This is a genomic window from Ornithinimicrobium tianjinense (assembly GCF_014636495.1).
Taxonomy (GTDB): domain Bacteria; phylum Actinomycetota; class Actinomycetes; order Actinomycetales; family Dermatophilaceae; genus Ornithinicoccus; species Ornithinicoccus tianjinensis.
The window spans coordinates 116,398-134,602 of record NZ_BMEM01000001.1 but is presented as its reverse complement, the minus strand read 5'-3'; the positions used below and the strand labels follow the sequence as shown (position 1 = coordinate 134,602).

General features: G+C 73.3%; 17 protein-coding genes, 1 tRNA gene and 1 pseudogene. 8 read left to right on the top strand and 11 right to left on the bottom strand.

Annotation, left to right across the window (positions count from 1 at the left end; all coding sequences use genetic code 11):
- Positions 1-32: 32 nt before the first annotated feature.
- Positions 33-692 (bottom strand): CpaE-like family protein, encoded by a 660-nt coding sequence (locus IEV65_RS00610; protein WP_188427700.1) that lies wholly within the window; start codon positions 690-692, stop codon positions 33-35.
- Positions 693-1,134: 442 nt separating this feature from the next.
- Positions 1,135-2,007: a Fic family protein gene (locus IEV65_RS00605; RefSeq protein ID WP_188427699.1), complete on the bottom strand. Its 873-nt coding sequence runs from the start codon at positions 2,005-2,007 to the stop codon at positions 1,135-1,137.
- Positions 2,008-2,324: 317 nt separating this feature from the next.
- On the opposite strand from IEV65_RS00605, the gene IEV65_RS00600 reads away from it, so the two are divergent.
- Positions 2,325-2,813: a phage holin family protein gene (locus IEV65_RS00600; RefSeq protein ID WP_188427698.1), complete on the top strand. Its 489-nt coding sequence runs from the start codon at positions 2,325-2,327 to the stop codon at positions 2,811-2,813.
- Between the two features lie 26 nt (positions 2,814-2,839).
- Here IEV65_RS00600 and IEV65_RS00595 read toward each other — a convergent pair whose 3' ends face one another.
- Together IEV65_RS00595 and nth are read right to left on the bottom strand one after the other, a co-directional pair.
- Complete coding sequence (locus tag IEV65_RS00595) at positions 2,840-3,490, bottom strand: NUDIX hydrolase (protein ID WP_229734755.1); 651 nt, start codon at positions 3,488-3,490, stop codon at positions 2,840-2,842.
- Positions 3,491-3,501: 11 nt separating this feature from the next.
- The gene (gene nth / locus IEV65_RS00590; protein WP_188429314.1) at positions 3,502-4,242 is read right to left on the bottom strand and encodes an endonuclease III; all 741 of its coding nucleotides are present in this window, start codon (positions 4,240-4,242) and stop codon (positions 3,502-3,504) included.
- Positions 4,243-4,320: 78 nt separating this feature from the next.
- Here nth and IEV65_RS00585 point away from each other — a divergent pair, with 78 nt between their 5' ends.
- The gene (locus tag IEV65_RS00585; protein WP_188427696.1) at positions 4,321-4,998 is read left to right on the top strand and encodes a Crp/Fnr family transcriptional regulator; all 678 of its coding nucleotides are present in this window, start codon (positions 4,321-4,323) and stop codon (positions 4,996-4,998) included.
- A 9-nt stretch (positions 4,999-5,007) separates the two neighbouring features.
- On the opposite strand, the gene IEV65_RS00580 is transcribed toward IEV65_RS00585, so the two are convergent.
- From IEV65_RS00580 to sp36, 4 genes are all read right to left on the bottom strand, one after another.
- Positions 5,008-5,835 carry an MBL fold metallo-hydrolase gene (locus IEV65_RS00580; RefSeq protein ID WP_371870142.1) on the bottom strand — a complete coding sequence of 276 codons (828 nt, stop codon included), beginning with the start codon at positions 5,833-5,835 and terminating at the stop codon, positions 5,008-5,010.
- 2 nt (positions 5,836-5,837) lie between these two features.
- Positions 5,838-6,767: an NUDIX hydrolase gene (locus tag IEV65_RS00575; protein ID WP_188427695.1), complete on the bottom strand. Its 930-nt coding sequence runs from the start codon at positions 6,765-6,767 to the stop codon at positions 5,838-5,840.
- Between the two features lie 4 nt (positions 6,768-6,771).
- Positions 6,772-7,260 (bottom strand): RidA family protein, encoded by a 489-nt coding sequence (locus IEV65_RS00570; RefSeq protein ID WP_188427694.1) that lies wholly within the window; start codon positions 7,258-7,260, stop codon positions 6,772-6,774.
- A gap of 73 nt (positions 7,261-7,333) precedes the next feature.
- Positions 7,334-7,495, bottom strand: a complete 162-nt coding sequence (gene sp36, locus IEV65_RS00565) for a Sp36 family protein (protein WP_188427693.1) — start codon at positions 7,493-7,495, stop codon at positions 7,334-7,336.
- Between the two features lie 48 nt (positions 7,496-7,543).
- Here sp36 and IEV65_RS00560 point away from each other — a divergent pair, with 48 nt between their 5' ends.
- Entirely contained in the window at positions 7,544-8,308 is a 765-nt protein-coding gene (locus tag IEV65_RS00560; RefSeq protein WP_188427692.1) for an alpha/beta hydrolase family protein, read from the top strand.
- 37 nt (positions 8,309-8,345) lie between these two features.
- A complete protein-coding gene (locus IEV65_RS00555; protein WP_188427691.1) occupies positions 8,346-10,940 on the top strand; it encodes a transglycosylase domain-containing protein in 2,595 nt (864 codons plus the stop codon).
- Positions 10,941-11,036: 96 nt separating this feature from the next.
- Here the strand turns inward: IEV65_RS00555 and IEV65_RS00550 are convergent, their stop codons facing one another.
- On the bottom strand, positions 11,037-11,501 hold the full coding sequence (locus tag IEV65_RS00550; protein ID WP_188427690.1) for a GatB/YqeY domain-containing protein: 465 nt from the start codon (positions 11,499-11,501) through the stop codon (positions 11,037-11,039).
- Between the two features lie 63 nt (positions 11,502-11,564).
- Between IEV65_RS00550 and IEV65_RS00545 the strand changes: the two genes are divergently transcribed.
- On the top strand, positions 11,565-12,524 hold the full coding sequence (locus IEV65_RS00545) for a metallophosphoesterase (RefSeq protein ID WP_188427689.1): 960 nt from the start codon (positions 11,565-11,567) through the stop codon (positions 12,522-12,524).
- A gap of 82 nt (positions 12,525-12,606) precedes the next feature.
- Positions 12,607-12,683, top strand: a tRNA-Pro gene (locus tag IEV65_RS00540).
- A 39-nt stretch (positions 12,684-12,722) separates the two neighbouring features.
- Here IEV65_RS00540 and IEV65_RS00535 read toward each other — a convergent pair.
- Positions 12,723-13,607 (bottom strand): annotated as a pseudogene (locus tag IEV65_RS00535) (integrase core domain-containing protein); the annotation flags it as partial.
- 491 nt (positions 13,608-14,098) lie between these two features.
- Between IEV65_RS00535 and IEV65_RS00530 the strand changes: the two are divergent.
- Both IEV65_RS00530 and idi read left to right on the top strand, forming a co-directional pair.
- Positions 14,099-15,331 carry a glycosyltransferase gene (locus IEV65_RS00530; RefSeq protein ID WP_188427687.1) on the top strand — a complete coding sequence of 411 codons (1,233 nt, stop codon included), beginning with the start codon at positions 14,099-14,101 and terminating at the stop codon, positions 15,329-15,331.
- Positions 15,332-15,357: 26 nt separating this feature from the next.
- The gene (idi, locus tag IEV65_RS00525) at positions 15,358-17,019 is read left to right on the top strand and encodes an isopentenyl-diphosphate Delta-isomerase (RefSeq protein ID WP_188427686.1); all 1,662 of its coding nucleotides are present in this window, start codon (positions 15,358-15,360) and stop codon (positions 17,017-17,019) included.
- 32 nt (positions 17,020-17,051) lie between these two features.
- On the opposite strand, the gene IEV65_RS00520 is transcribed toward idi, so the two are convergent.
- On the bottom strand, positions 17,052-18,179 hold the full coding sequence (locus tag IEV65_RS00520) for a lycopene cyclase family protein (protein WP_188427685.1): 1,128 nt from the start codon (positions 18,177-18,179) through the stop codon (positions 17,052-17,054).
- Positions 18,180-18,205 lie beyond the last annotated feature (26 nt).

Genomic DNA, 18,205 nt, shown 5'->3' with positions numbered 1-18,205 from the left:
GGCGGCACCGGGCGCAGGGCCCACGCGCTCCATCAGGCCGCTCCTTCGCTCCGGCCCGGGCAGCCGCAGCTGGCCAGGATGCCGGCCGCCACGTCGCGCAGCGGCCCGTCCTCCCGCCCCGGCGGCTCCTGGGACAGGTGGGCCCGCAGCGCCTGCGGGTCATCACCGAGCACCCCCACGAGCTCCAGCCCCAGCGCGTCCGCCACGTCGGACGACCGCAGGCCACCGGAGGCAGGACGCACCACGACGCCCATCACCTGGCCGGCCATGCCGTGGACCGTCAGCGCCGCAGCCACCTGGGCCGGCCGCGACCCCACGAGGAGCACGACCGCGTCACAGAGCCCGAGCCACGTGCGGGAGTGCGGGTGGTCCGGGACGGGCAGGTCGAGGACCGTGACGTCGAACGACCTCGTCAGGCCCGTCACGACGCCCAGCGCCTCCCGACCGAGGGTCTCGCCCGGCGGCAGCAGCCGTCCATGGCTGAGCACGTGCAGCCCGTGCCACTGCGGCAACGTGCCGGGGTCGACGGCGCCGCGGCGCACGCCCGAGACCCAACGCACCCCTGGCTCGTGCGCGCACCCGACGAGGCTGTCGATCCCTCCCCCGTGCGGACCCAGGTCGACCAGCAGGGCCGAGCGGCCCACGTCGGCCGCCACGCGGGCGACGGCTGCCGCGAGGGTACTGGCCCCCAACCCTCCGCTGGCTCTCAGGACGCCGATGACGATTCGCGCTCGCTCTTCCATGACGACCAAGGGTCGTCACGGCCGGAGCTCGAGGAAACCGACGGGCCCGCACCTGTGGACGACCGCCCGGTGCGCGGCGGCATGTGGACAACCCCGGACCTCACCGCACAGCCGGGACCACCGCACGGGCCGGAAACGGGGACGGCCCCGGCGGGGGGAGCCGGGGCCGTCGGTGCCCAGGACCAGGGGGGGATGGTCCGGAGCACCCGCGCTGCGACTCTTGCGAGGAGCGCTGTTCATCAAGTATGCACCCCGCGATCACCCTGCTGCAACTACGTGACCGGCGAGTTGCCGGCGGACGGACCTCCCTGCGCCGCCGTCGACGAGGAGCAGCGGCCCTGGCCCTCGACGCCTCCCGGCGTCATCTCCTCAGGGCGCCTCCGACGTGGGTTCAGCCCAGCCTGCCCGCCCGGACGGCGTCGGCGATGCGCACGCCCTCGGCGGCTGCCCTCTCGACCGCCTCGGCGCAGTGCAGCAGCCACAGCCGCACCCCCTCGCTCCCACCGGAGGCGTAGGCCGTGAGAGCTCCTCGGTAGTCCGCCCCGGCCCGGTCCGCGTGCCCGACCTCGGGCACGGCCACCCCCGTGGGGTCCAGTCCGCCGACGCGGATCACGACGCGCTCGAGGGCCCTCGCCACGATGGCGTTGCCCAGCACGAAGGGCCGCGCCACCACGATCTCGGCGTGCACCACCGCCGCCACGAGCAGGGTCGGCAGCCGTCCGTCGGTGACTCCCGACACGAGCTCGTGGACCAGACCCAGGCGCGCGTGCATCTCGCCGACGCCCGGGGCAGGGCCGAGCTCGGTCCACTCCAGAGCGTCCTCCCCCTCCACGCGCGGTCGACCGACCTGGCCGGGCGCGACAAGACCCCCGGTGGCCGCCGTGTGCAGACCGGCGAGGACCTGGCCGGGCGACCGCAGCTGCGGCCCCCCGATCTGCTCGGTGGCCGAGGTGGCGCGGACCGCGCCGGCGAGCACGCGCCATACCGGGTCATCGGCGCGCTCCTGCCAGTCCACGGCCCCGCGCACCAGCTCGCGCACGAGCGGGACGCTCCCCTGCGAGCCGGCCGGCTCGGCCCCCTCGAGCATGGCGCTGGCGGCTGCGCCGCGCACGCGGGACTCGGCGGCCGCCTCGGGGATCCGGCGACGCAGCGCCTCGTGCCAGCGCAGGGCGGTGCACGCCTCGCGCGCCGCGCCGACCGCCTCCTCGACACCGGTCAGGGCGAGCAGGCGCCCCAGGGCAGCGTGGGCGGGATCGCTGGTCACGGCGGCCACTGTACGGGCCGCGGTCTCGGCTCACGGCCCCGGCCGGACGCCCGAAATCTTTAACAAACCCTTACCGAAGAGGCCTAGGAACGGGTGCCGCCGCATGACACCATGGAGGAGTCGACAAGGCGGCCCCCTTCGGGGAGAGCCCCACCGGCTGTCACGGGACCGGTCGTCGATCGGGTCCGCCCGGCACACACAGGGGGTGCCGGGCGGACCCATTGACGTGCCAGGCAGGAGATGCCGGGCGACCAGGCACGACCCCTGGGCGGCCAGCCGACCTGCGCCGACGTCGCGGGGCAGATATCCTCCACGGCATGACCACTCCCGTCGATCCTGGCCACCAGCCGCTCCGCGGCCTGACCGGCGAGCGCTCCATCGGGCAGCTCGTGAGCGACGTCTCGAACGACGTCTCGCAGATCATGCGCGGCGAGATCGAGCTCGCCAAGGCCGAGATCAAGCAGGACGTCGCCCACGCGGGCAAGGGTGCCGGCATGTTCGCCGGGGCCGCGGTGTTCGCGCTCTACGGGCTGGGTCTGCTGTTCCTCGGCATGGCCGCCGTGATCGCGATCTGGCTGCCGGTGTGGGCCTCCATCCTCATCATGGCTGCGCTGCTCTTCGTCGTCGCCGGTGTGCTGGCCCTCGTGGGCAAGAAGCAGGTCACCCAGGTCAAGGGCAAGCCCGAGCGCGCGATCAGCAACGCGCAGGAGACCGTCGCCACGCTCAAGCAGGCGCCGGCCCAGCTCAAGGGTGCGCGCGCGCCGGAGGCGCAGCCGACCGCCCTGGAGCCCGCCCGCCGCAGCTGAAACTCGCGGTCCCGACGGTCCGCCCGTCAGAGCCGCAGCTCGCGGGTCCGTCCGCGGTCCCACGGCTGCGCCACGCCACCGAGGTCCAGCACCCGGTCGAGGATGCCGCCGGTGAAGCCCCACACGAGCAGCCCCTCGACGTCCCACGCCGGCCCGACGAAACCGCTCGGGTGCCGGACCTGGAAGCGCGCCTCCGGAGCCACCAGCGAGGCCACGCTCGGGCGCAGCACGCGCGCCACCTCGCGCGGGTCCTTGGCCCACAGGGTCTCCGGCGCGGGGCGGCGCCACCAGGCCAGGACGGGCGTCACGTCATACCCGCTCACCGACAGGTGCAGCGTCGGGAGCTGTCCGAGCACCTCCACGCCGCTGCTCTCGAGGCCTATCTCCTCCCAGGCCTCCCGCAGCGCGGTGTGGACGGCGTCCGCGTCACCCGGCTCGGTGCCACCGCCGGGGAAGGCCGGCTGACCGGCGTGCCGACGCATCGAGTGCGAGCGCTCGGTGATGACGACGGTGGTGTCCTCCGGCTCGGCGTCACCGGGCGCAAAGAGCATGAGCACCGCCGAGTGCCGCTCGCCACCCTCCGGCGGCGGACGGAAGCGGCTGAACGCCTCGCGGTCCAGCGTGGGCAGCCGGTCGGCGAGCCCGGTGAGCCAGGCCGGGGGCGGGTATGTCGTCACGCGCCTCTCCCTCACCCGCGCGGCGCCGTGCGCAGCAGCGCGGCGGCCTTGGTCGGGTCCGTCTCGCCGACGCCGTAGGAGGGGCACAGGCGCGTGACGGGGCAGGCGCCGCACGCCGGTCGTCGGGCGTGACAGGTGCGTCGACCGTGGAAGATCAGCACGTTGGACAGCTGGGTCCAGTCCTTGCGGGGGAACAGCGCGCCGACGGCGTGCTCGACCTTGACGGGGTCCTCCTCCTCGGTCCACCCGAAACGCCGCACGAGACGTCCGAAGTGCGTGTCGACGGTGATCCCGGGCACCCCGAAGGCGTTGCCGAGGACGACGTTGGCCGTCTTTCGGCCCACCCCCGGGAGGGTCACCAGGTCCTTCAGGCGTCCGGGGACCTGCCCGTCGAAGCGCTCGACGAGGTCAGCCGCCAGGCGCAGGATGCTGTCGGTCTTGGCGCGGAAGAAGCCGGTCGGCTGCACGATGGTCTCGACGTCCGGACGCTCCGCGCCGGCCAGCGCCCGGGCGTCGGGATAGCGGCCGAACAGGGTCGGCGTGACTCCGTTGACCCGCACGTCGGTCGTCTGCGCGGAGAGCACGGTGGCGACGAGGAGCTGGAAGGGGTCCTCGAAGTCGAGCTCGCAGCGCGCGTCCGGGTAGCGCTCGGACAGGAGGCGGTGCATCCGCCGCGCGCGGCGGGTCAGGGCCAGCGGGCTCTCCCCCGTCGCCGTCGTCGCGGTCTGCTGCCCGTCCTGCGCGTCCACCATGCTCACCCGACCAGCCTAGACGTGACCGACGACACACCTATCCGTGCCTCGCGAGCCGTGACGTGCGACGATGTGCCCGTGGACCAGCACGTCGTGATGAAGGCACCGCTGTTCTCCGCCCTCGACGAGGTCACGGCGGAGAGGCTCGTCAGCTCCATGACACCGCAGCGCCTCGCCCGGGGTGAGGTCGTCTTCCGGGAGGGGGACCCGGGTGACTCCCTCTACGTCATCGTCTCCGGCAAGGTGAAGCTTGCGCGCGCCTCCGGCGACGGCCGTGAGTCGCTCCTGTCCGTGCTGGGCCCCGGCGAGATGTTCGGCGAGCTGAGCCTGTTCGACCCGGGCCCGCGGCTGAGCACGGCCTACGTCGTCTCCGGCAGCGAGCTGATCTCGCTGGGCAACGAGTCGCTGCGCACCTTCCTCCAGACGCACCCGGAGGTCGCGATGCAGATGCTCGCCGGCATGGCCCACCGCCTGCGCCGGACCAACGAGGGCATCTCCGACCTCGTCTTCACCGACGTCCCCGGCCGGGTCGCCAAGGCGCTGCTGGACCTGTCCGACCGTTTCGGCCGCCGCACGGAGGCAGGCCTGCTCGTGGCACACGAGCTCACCCAGGAGGAGCTGGCCCAGCTCGTCGGCGCCAGCCGCGAGACGGTCAACAAGGCGCTCGCCGACTTCGCCCACCGTGGCTGGATCAGCCTCGGCGCCAAGGCGGTCACGCTCCTGGACCTGCAGCGCCTGCGTCGACGCGCCCGCTGACCCCTCCCCTCAGAGGACGCCCAGGTAGTCCAGCTGCGCCAGCACGCTGAGCCGCGCCGCGGGCCAGACCTCACGAGGCACGTCCGCGTAGACGGTCTCGACCACCAGGTCGGCGAGGTCCTGACCGGTGCCCGGCAGCTCCGGCTCGGCACCCAGGACGTCCAGGGCGCGGCGCACCTGCTCGAGCCGCTCGTGGCGGTGCTCCAGGTAGTAGGCGACCGTGCCCGCCGCGTCCGGCACCACCGGGCCGTGCCCGGGCGCGATGCTCGTCACCCGTCCCGAGCCCGTGAGCGTCTGGAGCCGCTCCAACGACGCGAGGTATGACGTGAGGTCGCCGTCGGGGTAGGCCACCACGGTCGTCCCGCGGCCCAGGACCGTGTCGCCGGTGAGCAGCACCTGCTCGGCCGGCAGCAGGAAGGAGACCGAGTCGGCGGTGTGTCCCGGGGTGGCGACGGTCAGCAGCTCCAGCCCCCCGACCCGCAGCAGCTCGCCGGCCGCCAGGTCGTCGTGCCCGCGGCCGACGGCGCGCACCGGGGCTGCGGTGATCTCGGCCCACCGCGAGGCGGACTCGGCGTGGTCCCAGTGGCCGTGGGTGAGCAGGGTCAACGCGACCCGTGCCCCGCGACCGGCGACGTGGTCGAGCACTCCCTGCAGGTGGCCCTCGTCGAGCGGGCCGGGGTCCACCACGACGACGTCGGTGCTCCCGGGCTCGGCCAGCACCCAGGTGTTGGTGCCCTCGAGGGTCATCGGGGAGGGGTTCGGGCAGAGCACGCAGACGGCGCGCGCGCCCCAGGCGCCGCCCTGCCAGGAGGGGTCCGCCGGACCGGGGCCCTGCACGCTCAGCCCTGGCCTGCCGGCAGCCCGTGACCGTCGACGTCGACGGGCGAGCGCATCCACAGGGTGCCGTCGCGCTCCACCGGCCAGGGCATCACGGAGTGCACGGGGACATCGCGGGCGAGCCAGCCGTCCAGCTGCTCGACCCGCCCCAGCTGCTCGATCATCGTCTGCGTCGGTGGCAGCATGACCGCGTCGCCGTCAGCCTGCGCGGCCAGCAGCCGCTCGGGGGTCGTCCACGCGACCTTCACGGCCTCCGTGCTCAGATCGTCGGCGACCTGGCCGCGCGGCATACGGGCGGCGAAGAACCAGGTGTCGTAGCGCCGCGGCTCGCAGACCGGGGTGATCCAGTGCGCCCGCACGGCCATGAGGTCGGTGCGCAGCACCAGTCCGAGGCGGGTGAGCAGCTCCCCGAAGCTCTGCGTCCGGTCGAGCAGGGAGGCCCGCTCGGCGTCCCAGGACGGGTCGGTGAGGTCGGCCACGACCTGGTCCGGCGTGGGCCCGGCCAGCAGGACGCCGCACTCCTCGAACACCTCGCGCGCGGCGGCGATCACGAGCTCGCGGGCGCTGTCCTCGGCGACGCCGAGCCGCGCGGCCCAGTCGGCCGGCGACGGTCCGGCCCACGGCACGCCGGGATCGGCGTCGCGGACGTCCACCCCGCCGCCGGGGAAGGCCACCATGCCGGGGGCGAACGGCATGGTCGAGGCCCGGTGGAGCACGAAGACCTCGACGCCGGTGCTCCCGGCGTGGCCCGCGCCGCCGCCCTCGCCGCTCCCGCCGACCTCTCGCAGCAGCATGACCGTCGCCGACGGTCGGGGCGGGGCGACCACCCGGTCGACCTCGGCCGTGTCGAGCCAGGACCGCGCCTGTGCCGCGACGATCTGCGGCATCGGGAAGTCGCGGTAGGGCTGGTCCGGCACGGCCGAGGCGCTCATCGGGTCAGGCCTGGACGGCGACGGTGATCTCGACCTCGACCGGCGTGTCGAGCGGGAGCACCGCCACACCGACGGCCGAGCGCGCGTGCACGCCGGCGTCGCCGAACGCGTGGCCCAGGAGCTCGGACGCCCCGTTGATCACGCCGGGCTGACCGGTGAAGGCCGGGTCGCTGGCGACGAACCCGACGACCTTGACCACGCGCGCGACCTTGTCGAGGTCACCGACGACCGCCTTGACGGCGGCGATGGCGTTGAGGGCGCACAGGGCCGCGAGACGCTTGGCCTCCTCCGGGTCGACCAGACCCTCACCCTCGCCCACCTTGCCGGTCGCGGGGAGCGCACCGTCCACGAACGGCAGCTGGCCGGAGGTGAAGACGAGGTCGCCGTGCTGCATGGCGGGGACGTAGGCGGCGACCGGCGCGGCCACCTCGGGGACGGTGTGGCCCAGCTCGGCCAGGCGCTGCTCGACGGTGCTGAGGGACTGCTCGGACATGCTGCTCGTGTCTCCTGTCGGTTCGACGGTGGGGAAGGACGGTGGAAAACAGGGGGCGCCGGACGCGGCGGCGTCAGGCCTTGGGGCGCTTGAGGTAGGCGACGAGGTTCGTGCCGTCGGGGCCGGGGACGACCTGGACGAGCTCCCAGCCGTCCTGACCCCACTGGTCGAGGATCTGCTTGGTCGCGTGGATGATGAGGGGGACGGTGGCGTACTCCCACTGCTGGTTCGTCATGCCGCCGACCCTACTCGTCGCCCGTCGCACCCCTCACGGAGGCAGAGCGTGACCACCGACCCACGCGCCATCCTCGCCCACCCGGTGCTCCCGCCGGGCCGCACGTCGGCCTACGGCCCGCTGCCCCACCAGATCTACGAGGTCTTCGGCGACCCGGCTTCGCCGGCGTGGGTCGTGCTGGTCCACGGCGGGTTCTGGCGGGCCGAGTGGGACCGCACCCACCAGCGCCCCCTCGCCGTCGCGCTCGCGCAGGAGGGGTATGCCGTCGCGCTCGTGGAGTACGCCCGCACCGGCATGGCGGGCGGCGGCTGGGACGGGACGTTCACCGACGTGCGCGCCGCGCTCAGCGCGGTGCTGGCCGAGGCCGCGGGGGCACCGGTCGCGCTGGTCGGCCACTCCGCCGGCGGCCACCTCGCGGTGTGGCTGCTCCACCAGCCGGAGGCCGTGGGCGTCGGCGGCGCCGTGAGCCTGGGCGGGTGCCTGGACCTCGCTCTGGCCGCCGACCTGGGCCTCGGCGACGACGCCGCCGTCGACCTGGTCGGCGGGACGCCGCTCACCCACCCGGCCCGCTACGACGCCGCCGACCCTGCGCGCCTGGGGCGCGCGCCATACCCGGTCGTCGTGATGCACGGGACCGCGGACGAGGCGGTCCCGGTGAGCGTGGCGCGCTCCTGGTGGGAGGCCTGCGCCGAGCCCGGACGCGACGTGCTCGACGTGATGGAGGGCACGACGCACTTCCCGCTCATCGACCCGGCGGCACCCTCCTACCCCACCCTGCTGGCGCACCTGCGACGCCTCACCGTCCGCGGCTGACCGGGACTCCTCAGGTTTCTCCTTTACGGTGGAGGGCATGCGTTCTGCTTTTACGGCTGCCAAGCTGACCTCCCTGCTCGGGGTCTTCCTGGCCGTGTCCGTCCTCATGGGGATCATCGGGGCGGGTCTGCTGGCCCCGGTGGTCGGTGCTGCGGGCTTCGCCGCGCGTGAGGGGGTGGGCATGTTCGACCGCCTCCCCGGAGACCTGGACCAGAACCCCCTGGCGCAGCAGTCCAAGATCCTCGCGGCCAACGGCAAGGTCCTCGCGACGCCGGCGAAGCAGAACCGCATCATCGTGGAGAGCAAGGACATCTCCCAGAACATGAAGGACGCGCAGGTCGCGATCGAGGACGAACGCTTCTACCAGCACGGGGGCATGGACCTCGAGGCGCTGGCCCGCGCGGTCGTCTCCAACGCCACCTCGGACAACACCCAGGGCGGCTCGACGCTGACGCAGCAGTACATCAAGATGGCGCTCAAGGAGGAGGCCCTCAAGAACCGCGACGCCGAGGCCCTCAGCCAGCTGGACGCCCGCTCCGGCATGGACGGTTACGTCCGCAAGCTGCGCGAGCTGAAGTATGCCGTGACGCTCGAGGAGCGCCTCACCAAGGACGAGATCCTGGTCGGCTACCTCAACCTGGCCTTCTACGGCGACAACGTCTACGGGGTCGAGGCGGCCGCCCGCCACTACTTCAACACCAGCGCCAAGAAGCTCACGCCGTCGCAGGCGGCCACCCTCGCGGGCGTCGTCCGCTCGCCCACGGCGACCAACCCGGTGGCCAACCCCGAGCTGGCGCAGGAGCGCCGGGACACGGTCCTGGACAAGATGTACGCCCAGAAGATGATCACCAAGAAGGAGCTCAAGGAGGCCAAGGCGGTCTCGGTCACGGAGCTCATCGAGGGCAACCTGCGGGACAGCCAGCGCTCCTGCATCAACTCCCAGAACCCCTACTTCTGCGACTACGTCACGGCCTGGCTCATGCAGCAGCCGGCCCTGGGCAAGACGCCGGCTGAGCGGCTGGAGACGCTGACCACCAAGGGGCTGACCGTCGAGACGACGCTCGACCTGGAGATGTCCAAGACCCTCGGGCAGATGCTCCGCGAGGCCACGCCCAAGAACAAGTACCACGTCGGCTCGGCCGGCTCAGTCGTCGAGCCCGGCACCGGGCACGTGCTGGCGATCAACCAGTCGAGCAAGTACTCCTTCGAGGAGTCCAGCGACAAGGTTGTCAAGACCGCGGTCAACTGGAACGTCGACAGCGCCTACGGCGGCCCGGGCGGTATGCAGATCGGCTCGGTCGCCAAGGCCTACACCCTGGTCGAGGCGCTCGAGAAGGGCATCCCGGTCGAGGCCACGCTCAAGATCGACAAGCCGGGTCTGGCCGACTCCAGGGGTGTGTGGCTGGACAACCCCGAGAACCCGCAGCCGATGCCGGCCGACGGCGAGACGCACCCGGTGGGGGTTTTCAAGAAGGAGGACTTCCAGGAGGGCTGCACGCTGGGCGACCCGGTCTGGACGGTCCGCAACGCTGAGGACAAGAACCACGACGAGCAGGTCAAGCTGCGGACGGCGGCCGGCCTGTCCATCAACACCGCCTTCGCCACGCTGGCCTCCCAGGTCGGCACCTGCGACATCCGCGACACGATGATCAAGCTCGGCATTCACCAGGGCAACGGCGCCGAGCCGGACCCCTTCCCGCCGTCGATCGTGCTCGGCTCGGACTACGGCGCTCCCCTCACGGTGGCGGCCTCCTACGCGGCCCTGGCCGCCGACGGTCTCTACTGCCCGCCGGTCCCGGTGACCAAGATCATCGACTCCGCCGGCAAGGAGATCCCCTTCGAGAAGCCCGAGTGCGAGCAGGTCATCGACAAGGAGGTGGCCCTCGGCACCGTCGAGCTGCTCAAGGGGGTCGTCGCGCCGACCGGCTCGGGCTGGCGGGCGATCCTGGACGGCAACCGCCCCGCGGGCGGCAAGACCGGCACCAACGACAACTCCTCCCACACCTGGTTCGCCGGCTTCACCCCGCAGCTGTCGACCGCGATCTTCGTCGGCAACCGGATCGGCAACTCCCAGCCCTACGACGGTGACATGGTCGACCTGCAGATCGGCGACACCTACGTCGACGGCCCGCTGTTCGGCTCGTCGCTGGCGGCACCGACGTGGAAGAAGTTCATGGACTGGGCGCACCGCGAGCTGCCGGTCGAGGACTGGGAGAAGCCGTCGGCCGAGATCCTCAACGGCAAGCGAGTGACGATCCCGCAGGTGATCGGGATGACCGAGACCGCGGCGCAGGAGGCGCTGCGCGACGCCGGCCTGACCGGCAGCATCCAGCGGGTGGCGTCCGGCCAGCCGGAGGGCACGGTCGTGTTCACCACCCCGGGTGTGGGCTCCTCGATCGACACGGCGACCCCGGTGGTCCTGCACGTCTCGACCGGCGTCCCCGCCCCCGCTCCCGCGCCGGCTCCCCGCCCCGCGCCGGGGCCGACCGAGCCGGAGCCGGACGAGCCCGAGCCGAGCGCGCCCCCGACGACCGACCCGCCGACCATCGAGCCCCCGCCGGACGACGGCGGCGGCGGAGGCGGCGGACCGGGCAACCCTGACCCGCCCGGCCAGGACGGCAAGGACGACTGACCGACGCGACGAGGCCCCCACCTCCACGGTGGGGGCCTCGTGCGTGTCCGGGTCGGGTGGCCGGTGCGGGTGGCCGGTGCCCTCGGTGGTCTGCGCTCAGCCCTGGAGCGCCGCCCGCACCGCGGCAGCGACGCGTCCGCCCTCCGCGCGACCGGCGATGCGCGGCGTCAGCTCCTTCATGACCTGACCCATGCCGGCCATGCCGCTGACCCCCAGCTCGGCGACCACCTCGCGCGCCATCCGCTCGATCTCGGCGTCGTCGAGCTGCGCCGGCAGGTAGCCCTCGAGGACCGCCAGCTCGGCCTCCTCAGCCCCGGCCAGCTCGGGTCGCCCCGCCCCGGTGTAGGCCTCCGCCGCCTCGCGACGCTTCTTGGCCTCCTTGGCCAGGACCTTGAGGACCTCGTCCTCGCCCAGGACGCGCGCCTCCTTGCCGGCGACCTCCTCGTTCGCGATCGCGGTGAGCGCCATCCGCAGCGTGCCGGCACGCACCTTGTCCTGGGCGCGCATCGCGTCGGTCAGGTCGCGCTGGAGGGTGGCCTTGAGTCCGGTCTGCTCGGTCATGCCGCCAGTCTCTCATCCGGTCGCGGCGGGCCCGGGTGCTTTTCGCGTGCGAGGATCGACCCCATGTCTTCGGTATGGCGCGCCCTCGGCCTGGCCTCGGGGCTCGCGGCGGGCGCCGCGGCCTACGCGACCTGGGTCGAGCCTCGGTGGTTCGCCCTGCGCGAGGTCGACGTCCCCTGCCTGCCGCCGGGCACGCGGCCCCTGCGCGTCCTCCACGTCTCCGACCTGCACCTGGTGCCGCGTCAGCGGATGAAGCGCGACTGGGTCGCCGGGCTCGCCGCGCTGGAACCGGACCTCGTGATCGACACCGGTGACAACCTGGCCGACCAGCGTGCGGTGCCCGCGGTCCTGGACGCCTTCGACGGGCTGCTCGACGCTCCCGGTGCGTTCGTCCTCGGCTCCAACGACTACTTCGCCCCACGCGCCAAGAACCCGTTGCGCTACTTCGACGACAGCCACGTGCGCGTCGGCCTCGGGGACGGCCGTCACGACGAGGCGCTCGACCCGAGCCGCCTGCCCACCCAGGAGCTCGTCGACGGCTTCACCGGGAGAGGCTGGCTCGACCTCACCAACCGCCGCGCCCGCCTCGACGTGGCGGGCGTGCCGCTCGAGCTCGTGGGCGTCGACGACCCGCACCTCGACTACGACGACTACACCGCGGTCTCCGCCCCCGCCGCGGACGACGCCGCCCTGACGATCGGGGTGACGCACGCGCCATACCAGCGCATCCTCGACGGCATGACGCGCGACGGGGCGGGCCTCGTGATCGCCGGCCACACGCACGGCGGGCAGCTGCAGATCCCTGGGTATGGCGCGCTCGTCACCAACTGCGACCTCGACACCGGGCGGGTCAGCGGACTGTCGCGCTGGTGGCCAGGGGCGGGAGCGGCCCCGTCATCGCAGGCACCCGACGGCGCCGCGTGGCTGCACGTGTCGGCGGGTCTCGGCGGCAACCCCTACACACCGTTCCGGTTCAGCTGCCGGCCCGAGGCCACGCTGCTCACCCTGCGTCCCCGGAGCTGAGAGCGGATTCGGTCCGGAACGGGGGTGTGCGTTATTCTTGCGGACGCTGCGTGCGTCGCTCGTCGTCGCCGCCGCATTGCCACGGGGTGTGGCGCAGCTTGGTAGCGCGCTTCGTTCGGGACGAAGAGGTCGCAGGTTCAAATCCTGTCACCCCGACCATTGTCCTGAGTCGCGACACCGTTGACACGGTGTCGCGGCTCAGGGCTTTTTTTGTGGGTTCGCGGGGGTGTCGTCGATGTCGCGACTCAGGGTGTCGTCGATGTGGTGTCGGGTCGCGGGGTGGTAGTCGCGGTCGGCGTCGAGGTGGTGCTCGGCCAGGATCTCGCCGGTGTCGGCGTGGCTGGTGATGACGCGGGTGTCCTGGATGAGGATCAGGACGGGTTTGCCGGCGTGGGCGCGGCCGATGCCCAGGTGGCGCAGCTTGCCGGCGTAGCGCAGGGAGACGGTGCCGGTGGCGGCGACGCGGTCGGTGCGGGTGCGCCACTCGGGCTCGGCCGGGGTGGCGGGCGTGGCTTTGGGCAGCGCGGCGTAGGCGACCGCGGGGGTGCGGCGCCCGACGGAGCGGTGCGGGCGCTGGTGGTTGTACCAGCCGGTGAACTCATCCAGCTGGTCCTGCAGGGCGCTGATCGTGCCCGGGCGGGCCCGGGCGGCCAGCCAGCGTTTGAGGGTCTGGTGGAAGCGTTCGATCTTGCCCTGGGTCTGCGGGTGGCCGGGGTGGCCGTTCTTCTGCTGGATCTGATGGGCCTGCAGCAACTTCTCGAACCCGTTGCGGGCGCCCTTGCGCCCGGCCAGGCGGGCGGTGAAGACCAGTCCGTTGTCGGTCAGGGTGGAGGCAGGCGCACCGTGGACGTCGATCAGCTCCTGCAGGGCCGCGACCACCATCGGGCCGGTGAACGCCGGTGCCGCGCGGGCGTACAGCAGGTAGCGGGAATGGTCATCCAGGAAGTCCAGCACCTCCACCCGGGTCCCGTCGGCCAGGAAGCAGTGGGTGATGTCGGCCTGCCAGCACCCGTTGGGTAGGTCGGCCTCGAAGCGGATGTAGGAGGACCTGGGACGTTTGCGCGGCTCGGGCACGACCATGCCCTCGGCGTGCAGGACCCACATCTTGTGCCGTCAGTTGCGAAGACCCTGGCTCAGATGAGAGCCAACCCGGTCAATATCCGGTACGAGGACCTGGCCAAGGTGTGCGAGCACTACATCGGACCGCCCAGGGCCTGGTGGGCCGTCGCAGCACCCACAGTCAGAGCCACAAGTGGAGCCACAGGAGGGCGCAGGTCAACGCCCGCTCGTGCCGCTGGGTGCATCAGCCCGACAGCCCATGGCGAGCCGACCCCAGAGCCACCGTCATCTCGCACCTACTCCGTCACTCTCCGTGTCGCTGTACCACTCCACCGCCATCAAGGCCGCCGAAGAGCGCCCCAGCCGCGGGCCAGTACGTCATCCGAAAGCTTTGGCGACGCATCATGGACGCATCCGGGCTGACGTCCCGGTCTGGCACAGTGGCGGTCGTGGATGAAGACCTGGCCGGTGAGCAGTGGCCCCGGGCACGCGTGCTGACCGCTCGGGAGCGCTGAGTGCGGGTTCTCGTCCTGAGCAGCCCGATCTACGCGCACACGGTCAATGCCGCGTCGTTCGTCGACGGCCTGGCTGCCCGCGGGGCCGAGGTGCACTGGGGGTTGGCGGACGACCTGGTCGCCGCCGTGAGCCACAGTGCCGCCGAGCTGCGTGGCACGGGCGAGGCACCCCCCTTCCCCTCGACGTCGGGTCGCCTTCGGGAGGTCTCGCGCCGCTACACCTGGCTGCTGGAGGACGCCAGGGCACGGGTAGCGCGGGGGCTGGCGCTGGCGCACGAGGTCCGTCCCGACGTCGTGCTCACCGACTCGCTGGGCCACGTCGGCGCGCTGGTCGCCGAGCGTCTCGATCTGCCGTGGGTCAGCTTCGGCGACGGCCCGCTGCACTTCCCCGACGAGAACACACCGCCCTTCGGCGCCGGCCTTCCCTACCGCACCGAGCCAGCCTGGCAGCGGCGCAACAGGGTCGTGCGCGCCGCGACCCGTCACCTGGTCCTCGCCCGGGCACAGCAGGTGTATGCCGTGCTCCGCCAGGAGGCGGGGCTCCCCCCGTCCGGCGTGCCGGTCCTCGAGGCGGCACTGTCACCGCTGCTGCACCTGCACTGCGGCGTCCCCGAGCTGGAGTACCCACGCCGTGCCCTGCCGCCGCACGTCCACTTCGTCGGCGCTCTCCGACCTCCGGCACCACAGGGGTGGGAGCCCCCCGCCTGGTGGGAGGACGTGGTGGCGGGCGGCCCGGTCCTCGCGACCCAGGGCACCCTCCGCGCCGACGCACGCGAGCTGCTGGGTCCGGTGCTGACGGTGCTGCGGCGCAGCCGGGGTGCGGGGATCCTCACCACGGGACCCGGCGACCCCGGCCTGCTCGGCGGTCCGGGGCTGGTGGCGGACCGTGTCGCGGTGGAGCGGTTCGTCCCCTACGGGGCTGTGCTGCAGCACGCGAGCGTGATGGTGACCAACGGCGGCTGGACCGGGGTGCTGCTGGCGCTGGCCCACGGGGTGCCGGTCATCCAGGTGGGGCGTACCGAGGAGAAGGCCGACATCGGACGACGGGTGGAGTGGGCCGGGGCGGGCGCGCACCTGCCCACGGCCGACCTGCGTCGGCTGGACGCTGCCCTCGAGCGGGCGATCACCGACCCGGCCGTCCGCGCGGCGGCAGCTGGTCTGGCCGCCTCGCTGGCCGGCCGCGACCCGGGCCGCGACGGTGCCGCTCTGATGGAGCGGGTTGTGCGAGGGTAGATGGAAGTGGAGGGAGCAGGGTGAGCGTGAGCGCGAGCGCGGACGACGAGGTCGTCCTCGTCGACGACGCCGGGACCCCGTGCGGGTCCGCGCCCCGCGCCACCGTGCACACCGCCGAGACGCCGCTGCACCAGGCCTTCTCCCTCTACCTCTTCGACGGTGAGGGTCAGGTGCTCGTCACGCGTCGAGCGCTGGGCAAGGCCACCTGGTCAGGCGTATGGACGAACGCCTGCTGCGGCCACCCGCGGCCGGGTGAGGAGCTCGGGCAGGCCGTGCGCCGCCGGCTTCACGACGAGCTCGGCGTCGCGGTCGAGCGCCTGGACGTGGTGCTGCCCGACTTCCGCTACCAGGCTGTCGACGCCAGCGGCGTGGTCGAGCACGAGCTGTGTCCCGTGCTGGTCGGAGAGGTCAGGGGCGAGCTGCACCCCGACCCCGAGGAGGTCGCGGAGCACGCCTGGCTGCCCTGGCAGCAGCTGGTGTCGGCGGTCGCCGCCGCACCCCGCGTCTGGAGCCCATGGGCAGCGCTGCAGGTGCCCCGGTTGGCGGCCTGCCTACCCGCCGGGCTTCCGCACACCGGCACGCCGGGCCCCGGAGGGCAGGTCGGCTCTGAGGACACGTCCGCGGACGTCACGCTCGGGGCGGTCGAGCAGCTGCTCCGCACCGAGCTGGCGTGGACGCGCCGGGTATGGAGCTCCCTCGCTCCCGCGGGTCCGGCCGACGTACTGGGGGACGAGCCGGGCGACCTGCCGCAGTGGCTCGCGGGCCTGCTGGCTGCCGGTGGCAAGCGGCTGCGGCCGCGGATGTGCCACTGGGGGTTTGTGGCCGGCGGTGGGCGCCCTGGCACCCCACCGCACGACGACCTGGTGCGGGTGGCGGCCGCGCTGGAGATGCTGCACGAGTTCGCGCTGATCCACGACGACGTGATGGACCAGTCGGAGGAGCGCCGCGGCCGACCCGCCGCGCACGTCGTGGCTGCCAGCCGGCACCGCGCCGCCCAGGGCCACGGGGACGACAGCCGCTTCGGGGAGAACCTCGCGCTTCTTCTCGGCGACCTGGCGCACAGCGAGGCCGACAGGCTGGTGCGTCACCTGCCGGCGCCCCTGCTCGACTACTGGTACGAGCTCAACCTGGAGCTGATCGTCGGGCAACGGGCCGACCTTACCGGCGCCGCGGCCCGCCGCACGGACCTGGCGCACTCCGAGGCGGTGGCGGCGCTGAAGTCGGGCGCCTACACGATCGAGCGGCCGCTCCAGCTGGGCGCCCTGGCGGCCGGGGCGAGCCAGGGGCAGCGTGAGGTGCTGGCGCGCTTCGGCCACCACCTGGGGAGGGCGTTCGCCTGGCGGGACGACGTGCTCGGCGTCTGGGGTGACCACGCGGTGACCGGCAAGCCGTCCGGTGACGACCTGCGCGAGGGCAAGACGACCCTCATCTGGGTGCTGGGCGCAGAGCGGCTGTCGGGCGCGGCCGCGGCGGCGATGGCCCGCGTCGGGACGAACGCCGCACGTGAGGAGGACGTGCCACTGCTGCAGACGGCGCTCCTCGAGGCCGGAGTGCGCCAGGAGGTCGAGGACCGGATCGCCGCCGAGATGGTCGCTGCGGAGGCTTCGCTCGATGACGGTGTGTTGTCCACCGAGGGGGTCGAGGGCCTGCGCGCGACGGCCCGCGCGGTGGCGTGGCGATCCTCATGAGCGGCCGCGTCTCGGCCATCGCGTGCCCGACCTCACCCCTTGGGCAGCACGCCCAGGGCCGAGACGCGAATCAGCTCGGCCTTGGAGCGCGCCGGCAGCTGCGCGAACATCCCCCACATCGCGCCCAGCAGCTCGGCAGCCCCCGCGTCGCGCGAGAGGAACGCCCGCTGGCGCGCCACGGGGAGCCGGCCGAAGGCCTCGAAGAGCTCCAGCGTGCCCCTGGTGCTCAGTCCCAGCAGCGCCCGCAGACCCACCTCTCGGACGCGCTCCGCCACGTCCAGCTGGTCGACCACCGTCGGCGCGTCGCCCCTCGCGAGGGTGGCCGCGAGGCGGTCACCGACGCGCAGCGCGTGAGCGACGGAGTAGCCCGTGACCCGATGGCCCCCCCGTCCTGCGGTGCCGAGCGCGAGGACGCCGGGAGGAGCCGGCCGGTCCCTCCCTCGCATGGGGATCCGGACGATCTCGCGCTCGACCGGGTCGTCCACGGCGCCCGGATCCGCACCACGGGCGGCGAGCCGGCGACGGAGCCGGGTCTTCAGCTCCTCGATCGGCACGGACGGCGCGGCCGCCAGGCAGGTCTCCTCGAGCAGGACCTGCCCGTCGCCGACCGGTATGGCGTAGAGGAAGGTCGGCGTCGACGTCGGCCGCTCCTGCTCGGACCAGTCGGTGCGCCAGTCCATCAGCAGCGCCTCCGCCCCCTGCAGCGCGGGCCGGGCCACCTCCAGCGCCACCACCACCCCGTAGGCCGTCTGCATGGGCGCCGGGTCGTCCGGCCGCAGCCCCTCTGGCCTGGCACCGCGCGCGTCGACCACGACCCTCGCCTCCGCCCGCAGCGCACTGACGGCCCGGTCGTCCAGCCGTCCGGTGCGCACGTCGACGCCGTTCAGCGGCAGCGCCGCCTGCAGCGCGGCGTTGTCCAGGACGAGATAGGGACGCCGCAGCGGGTGCACGCCCGTGGCCCGCAGCTCCGGGTTCTCCGCCCGGCCCCGCACCACGGAGGCCGGCAGATCCCCGAGCTCGTCGCCCCAGATGCCGTAGGTGGGGGTCCACACGGCCCCGGGGCGCGGGTCGACCGCGATCACGGAGAGACCGCGGGCCGCGCACCGGGCCGCCAGCGAGCGTCCCGCAGGCCCGAGCCCGACCACCGCGACGTCAGCCATGTCCACCTCCACCGCCGACCCTACGT

What these genes read in the sequence shown, in the direction of transcription:
- IEV65_RS00600 (WP_188427698.1), top strand. Translation starts at nt 2,325, where the DNA reads ATGACCACTCCCGTCGATCCTGGCCACCAGCCGCTCCGCGGCCTGACC.
- nth (WP_188429314.1), bottom strand. Translation starts at nt 4,242, where the DNA reads ATGGTGGACGCGCAGGACGGGCAGCAGACCGCGACGACGGCGACGGGG.
- IEV65_RS00575 (WP_188427695.1), bottom strand. Translation starts at nt 6,767, where the DNA reads ATGAGCGCCTCGGCCGTGCCGGACCAGCCCTACCGCGACTTCCCGATG.
- IEV65_RS00570 (WP_188427694.1), bottom strand. Translation starts at nt 7,260, where the DNA reads ATGTCCGAGCAGTCCCTCAGCACCGTCGAGCAGCGCCTGGCCGAGCTG.
- sp36 (WP_188427693.1), bottom strand. Translation starts at nt 7,495, where the DNA reads ATGACGAACCAGCAGTGGGAGTACGCCACCGTCCCCCTCATCATCCAC.
- IEV65_RS00555 (WP_188427691.1), top strand. Translation starts at nt 8,346, where the DNA reads ATGCGTTCTGCTTTTACGGCTGCCAAGCTGACCTCCCTGCTCGGGGTC.
- IEV65_RS00550 (WP_188427690.1), bottom strand. Translation starts at nt 11,501, where the DNA reads ATGACCGAGCAGACCGGACTCAAGGCCACCCTCCAGCGCGACCTGACC.
- IEV65_RS00545 (WP_188427689.1), top strand. Translation starts at nt 11,565, where the DNA reads ATGTCTTCGGTATGGCGCGCCCTCGGCCTGGCCTCGGGGCTCGCGGCG.
- IEV65_RS00520 (WP_188427685.1), bottom strand. Translation starts at nt 18,179, where the DNA reads ATGGCTGACGTCGCGGTGGTCGGGCTCGGGCCTGCGGGACGCTCGCTG.